This window comes from Roseomonas sp. TS2 (assembly GCF_058833935.1).
The window spans coordinates 1-5,399 of record NZ_JCACVY010000240.1; the positions used below are offsets into that span (position 1 = coordinate 1).

Annotated in this window: 4 protein-coding genes; all 4 read left to right on the forward strand. The window is 73.4% G+C overall.

From position 1 onward, the window contains the following. The coding region (locus ACZJYS_RS22285; RefSeq protein ID WP_493180363.1) for a DMT family transporter at window positions 1–473 on the forward strand (473 nt) is incomplete at its 5' end. Further along, the gene (locus tag ACZJYS_RS22290; protein WP_493180364.1) at window positions 470–2,458 is read left to right on the forward strand and encodes a DNA/RNA helicase domain-containing protein; all 1,989 of its coding nucleotides are present in this window, start codon (window positions 470–472) and stop codon (window positions 2,456–2,458) included. The genes ACZJYS_RS22285 and ACZJYS_RS22290, both read left to right, overlap by 4 nt. A gap of 191 nt (window positions 2,459–2,649) precedes the next feature. Then, complete coding sequence (locus ACZJYS_RS22295) at window positions 2,650–4,434, forward strand: thiamine pyrophosphate-requiring protein (protein ID WP_493180365.1); 1,785 nt, start codon at window positions 2,650–2,652, stop codon at window positions 4,432–4,434. A 98-nt stretch (window positions 4,435–4,532) separates the two neighbouring features. Next, the coding region (locus ACZJYS_RS22300) for a DNA translocase FtsK 4TM domain-containing protein (RefSeq protein WP_493180366.1) at window positions 4,533–5,399 on the forward strand (867 nt) is incomplete at its 3' end.

Here is a 5,399-nt window from a genome sequence, read left to right on the forward strand (position 1 = left end):
CTCGGGGGCACCATCGGGCATGGCCCAGCATGTGCGCCGCAACCGGGAACGCGCTGGTGTTCCTGGGCGTCTGCGGCGAGGCGGCCTATGTGCTGCTGGCCAAGCGCATCGCCGGCCGGGTGCCGGTGTTCACCGCCAGCCTGTGGATGCAGCTGTGGAGCGCGGCCCTGATGCTGCCCTTCGCCCTGCCGGTGCTGGGGGGCGTGGCGGCGCTGGCCTCGGCCGAGGTCTCGGCGCTGCTGGTGTTCCACAGCCTCACCGCCTCGGTGCTGTGCCTGCTGCTCTGGTATGCCGGGCTGCAACGGGCGCCGGCGGGGGTGGCCGGCATCTTCACCGTGTTCCTGCCGGCCACCGCCGCGCTGGTGGCGGTGGCGCTGCTGGGCGAGCATTTTTCCCCGATGCACGGCGCCGGGCTGGGGCTGATGCTGGCCAGCATCGGGCTGGCCACCTGGCCGGGGAGGCGGCGCGCGTGAAGGCCTGGGTCTCCTGCACCGGCGCCGCGCTGCTGGCGCGGGACGCGGCCGACTGGGCCGCGCAGCTTTCCTACGCCCAGGCCGGGCAACTCTCGGAGGTGCAGCGGGCGCAGCGGGAGAGCTGGCGCGCCCTCATCGTCACGCTCCAGGCGGCGCTGCGCGAGGCGGGCGGCGAATCCTGGCAGGTGCTGCTGGAGGTGGAGATGCTGCGGCTGGAATGCCGCATCGACGCCGTGCTGCTGACCGACCGCGCGGTGCTGGTGCTGGAATACAAGCACGGCGCCACCGGCTTCGCCGCGCCCGACCTCGCCCAGGTGGAGGATTACGCGCTCGACCTGTTCGACTTCCACGCCGCCAGCCGGGCGCACCCCGTGGTGCCGCTGCTGCTGGCGAGCGGCGCGGCGGCGCCGGTGAACCAGTGGCCGATCTTCCTCCCTGGCGTGACGACGCCGGTGCTGCGCGCCAGCCCAGCCAGCCTCGGCGCGCTGCTGCGCGGCATCCAGGCCGCCATCCCCGCCCCCGCCGCGCCGCTCGACGCCGCCGCCTGGGAGGCGGCGCCCTACCGGCCGGTGCCCACCATCATCGAGGCGGCGCGGCGGCTGTTCGACCGGCACGGGGTGGAGGCCATCGCCACGGCGCGGGCCGATGCGCGCAACCTCACCCGCACCACGGCGGCCATCCGCGCCGCCATCGGGCAGGCGCGGGCGGAGGGGGCGCGGCGCGTGGTGTTCGTCACCGGCATTCCCGGCGCGGGCAAGACGCTGTGCGGGCTGAACCTGGCCTTCGGCCCCGCCGCGGAAGGCAGCACCGCCTTCCTCACCGGCAACGCGCCGCTGGTGGCGGTGCTGCGCGGCGCGCTGGAGCGGGATGCGCGGGAGGCGCAGGGCCGCGGCGCCCGCCAGCCGCGGCGCGAGGCGCGCGCCGTGCTGCAGAACGTGCACCGCTTCCTGGAACACCATGTCCGCCACCCGGCCGAGGCACCGCCCGAGCATGTGGTGGTGTTCGACGAGGCGCAGCGCGCCTGGGACGCCGCCCAGGCGGGGCGGGACACGCAGCGCCGCAGCTCCATCCTCACCACCTCCGAGCCCGGCCACATGCTGGAGATCATGGCGCGGGTGCCGGGCTGGTCCGTCATCGTGGCGCTGATCGGCAACGGGCAGGAGATCAACACGGGCGAGGCCGGGCTGGCCGAATGGGGTCGGGTGATCGGCGCCAGTTGGGCCAAAGGGGGCGGTGGCCTCTGGGGGGCGGTGGCGGCGCCGCGCGCCCTCTCCGCGCCTGAGCCGGCGCAGCGCCTGGCGGAGGGGCACCCGTCCTGGCTCGCGCTGGAGGAGGATCTCGACCTCACCGTGCCGGTGCGCTCCATCCACCACGAGCGCAGCGCGCAATGGGTGGCGGCGGTGCTGGAGGAGCGGCCAGAGGAGGCCGCCGCCATCGCCGCCGATCGTTCCACGGGGGGCGGGCTGCCCTTCTTCCTGACGCGCGACCTCGGCGCGCTGCGGGCCGGGCTGCGCGCCCGGGCGCGGGGGCTGCGCCGGGCGGGGCTGGTCTGCTCGGCCAAGGCCAAGCGCCTGCGCGCCGAGGGCCTGGGCGCGCAGCTGCACGGCGCGGATGACGAGGTGGTCAACTGGTTCCTCAACCGCTGGCCGGATGTGCGCGGCTCGGACGCGCTGGAGGTCTGCGCCACCGAATACGCCTGCCAGGGGCTGGAGCTGGACGTGGTGGGGCTGGCCTGGGGTGGCGACTTCATCCGCGGCGCCCAGGGCTGGCAGGCGCGGCGCTTCGCCGGGCAGGACTGGCAGCGCGTGGCCTCGCCCGAGACGCGGCGCTACCTGCGCAACACCTACCGCGTGCTGCTGACGCGCGCCCGGTACGAGACGCTGATCTACGTGCCGCGCGGCGACGAGGCGGACCGCACCCGTCCGCCGGCCGAGTTCGAGGCCGTGGCCAATTACCTGCAACGCTGTGGCGTTGGAGTGTTTTGAAAGCACGTTCTTTTTTGGAAAAAAGAACCAAAAAACTTTTGTCAGTTTGGCGTGGCGCGGGTGGATAGTGGAACGCCAGACTCGAAAAGTCTTTTTGCTTCTTTTTCTTCAGAAAAAGAAGATCTCCGACAACACCCCTTCCTCTTCCGCGTTGGCCGTCCAGCACGCCACGCAGCGGAAAGGGAACAGCCATGGCCAAGACGGTCGGGGACTTCGTCTGGGAACGCCTCGGGCAATGGGGCGTCCGCCGGGTCTATGGCTATCCGGGCGATGGCATCAACGGGCTGATCGGCGCGCTGGATCGGGCGAAGGAGACGATGCCCTTCGTGCAGGTGCGGCACGAGGAGATGGCCGCCTTCATGGCCACCGCCCACGCCAAGTACACGGGCGAGGTGGGGGTGTGCCTGGCCACCTCCGGCCCCGGCGCCATCCACCTGCTCAACGGGCTGTACGACGCCAAGGCGGACCACATGCCGGTGCTGGCCATCGTCGGCCAGCAGGCGCGGGCGGCGCTGGGCGGGCATTACCAGCAGGAGGTGGACCTCTCCGCGCTGTTCAACGACGTGGCGGATTATGTGCAGCAGGCCAGCGTGCCGGAGCAGATCCGCCACCTGATCGACCGCGCCATGCGCATCGCCCAGGGCGAGCGCAAGATCGCCTGCCTGATCCTGCCCAACGACCTGCAGGAACTGGAGGCGGTGGAGACGCCGCCGCACGCGCACGGCACCATCCACAGCGGCGTGGGCTATGCCGCGCCCCGCGTGGTGCCGGAGCCGCAGACGCTGCAGCAGGCGGCCGAGGCGCTGAACGCCGGCGAGCGGGTGGCCATGCTGGTCGGCGCCGGTGCGCTCGGCGCCACGGACGAGGTGCTGGCGGTGGCCGATGTGCTGCAGGCCGGTATCGCCAAGGCGCTGCTCGGCAAGGCCGCGGTGCCGGACGACCTGCCCTGGGTGACCGGCTCGATCGGCCTGCTCGGCACCGAGCCTTCCTGGAAGCTGATGCAGGAATGCGACACGCTGCTGATGGTGGGCAGCGGCTTCCCCTATTCCGAGTTCCTGCCGAAGGAGGGGGCGGCGCGCGGCGTGCAGATCGACCGCAACCCCTCGATGCTCAGCCTGCGCTACCCGATGGAGGTGAACCTCGCCGGTGACTCGGCCGCCACGCTGCGCGCCCTGCTGCCGCTGCTGAAGCGCAAGGAGCCCGGCAAGTGGCGGGACCGCATCGGCGGCTGGACGGAGGATTGGTGGGCGCTGCTGGAGAAGCGCGCCATGCAGGCGGCCGAGCCGATCAACCCGCAGCGCGTCTTCTGGGAGCTCTCCCGCCGCCTGCCGGAGCGCGCCATCATCGCCGCCGATTCCGGCTCCACCACCAACTGGTATGCGCGGGACGTGAAGCTGCGGCGCGGCATGATGGCCACGCTCTCCGGCGGGCTGGCCAGCATGGGCAGCGGCATGCCCTACGCCATCGCCGCCAAGTTCGCGCATCCGGAGCGGCCGGTGGTGGCCATCGTCGGCGACGGCGCCATGCAGATGAACGGCATGAACGAGCTGCTGACCGTGGCCCGCTACTGGAAGGAATGGTCCGACCCGCGGCTGGTGGTGATGGTGCTGAACAACCGCGACCTGAACCAGGTGACCTGGGAGCAGCGCGTGATGGGCGGCGACCCGAAGTTCCTCGGCTCGCAGAGCCTGCCGGAATTCTCCTACGCCGCCTTCGCGGAACTCGCCGGGTTGCGCGGCATCGCGGTGGACGACCCGGAGCGCGTCGGCCCCGCCTGGGACGAGGCGCTGGCCATGGACCGCCCCGTGGTGCTGGACTTCCGCACCGACCCGAACGTGCCGCCGCTGCCGCCGCACATCACGCTGAAGCAGGCGCAGGCCTTCATGCGCAGCATGTTCGGCGAGCCGGAGCTTGGCAGCGTGCTGGCCAACACCGCGCGGCAGGTGGCGAGCCGGGTGTTGCCGAAGCGCGACTGAACCGGCACGCGCGGCGGCTTTCGCGAGAGGTTTCCTTCTGTTGCAAGCCTTTGTCGTGGTAGGCTGAGACACCCGCTCAGCAACAGATGACTGAGGCCATGCCGCGCGCTTACGCCGATCGTTCTTCCGACCCGTCCTCCGGCAGCCCCGAGGGCCGCCTGGCCGCCGGCACGCGCCGCTTCGCCTCGCCCGCCGTGCAGGCGGCGCTGCGGCGGCGCGGCGCCGAGCTGCTGGGGCTGGTGCTGGCGCTGGGCGGCCTCGGGCTGCTGCTGGCGCTGATCAGCTACAACCCGGCCGATCCCTCGCTGAACACCTCCGCCACGCGGGCGCCGACCAACCTCGCCGGGCCGGGCGGCGCCATCGTCTCCGACCTGCTGCTGCAGGGCTTCGGCTGGGGCGGCTACCTGCCGGTGGGGGTGATGCTGGGCTGGTCCTGGCGGCTGGCCACGCATCGCGGCCTCGCGCCCTTCGTGGGGCGGGTGGCGGCGGTGCTGGCTGCGGCGCCGATGCTGGCCGCCGCCATCGCCCTGGCGCCGCTGCCGGAAGGCGCCCCGACTCTGGCCGGGCCGGGCGGCGCCGCGGGCGAGCTGCTGCTGGGCAAGATCCTCGGCCTCGCGGGCGGCCTGTTCGGCCCCTTCGGCTCGGTGATCGGGCAGGTGGGCACGGTGGCGCTGGCCGGCTCGCTCTCCTTCGCCGCGCTGGGCGTGCCGCTGCTGGCCTGGCGGCAGGCGGGCCGCGCCGCCGGCCATGCCGCGCGCAGCGGCGCCGGCATCACCGGGCGCGTGCTGCGCCGCACCGTGGCCGCGCCCGCCGCCCCGCCGCCGCACTACGCCGCCCCCTGGGAGGAGGTGGAGGATGAGGCCGAGCGCGGCCCCGGCCTCGGCACCCGCCTGGCGGCGCCGTTCCGCGCCATGGGCGGCATGCTGGCCCGCCGCCGGGCGGAGGCGCCCTCGCCGCAGCTGGCC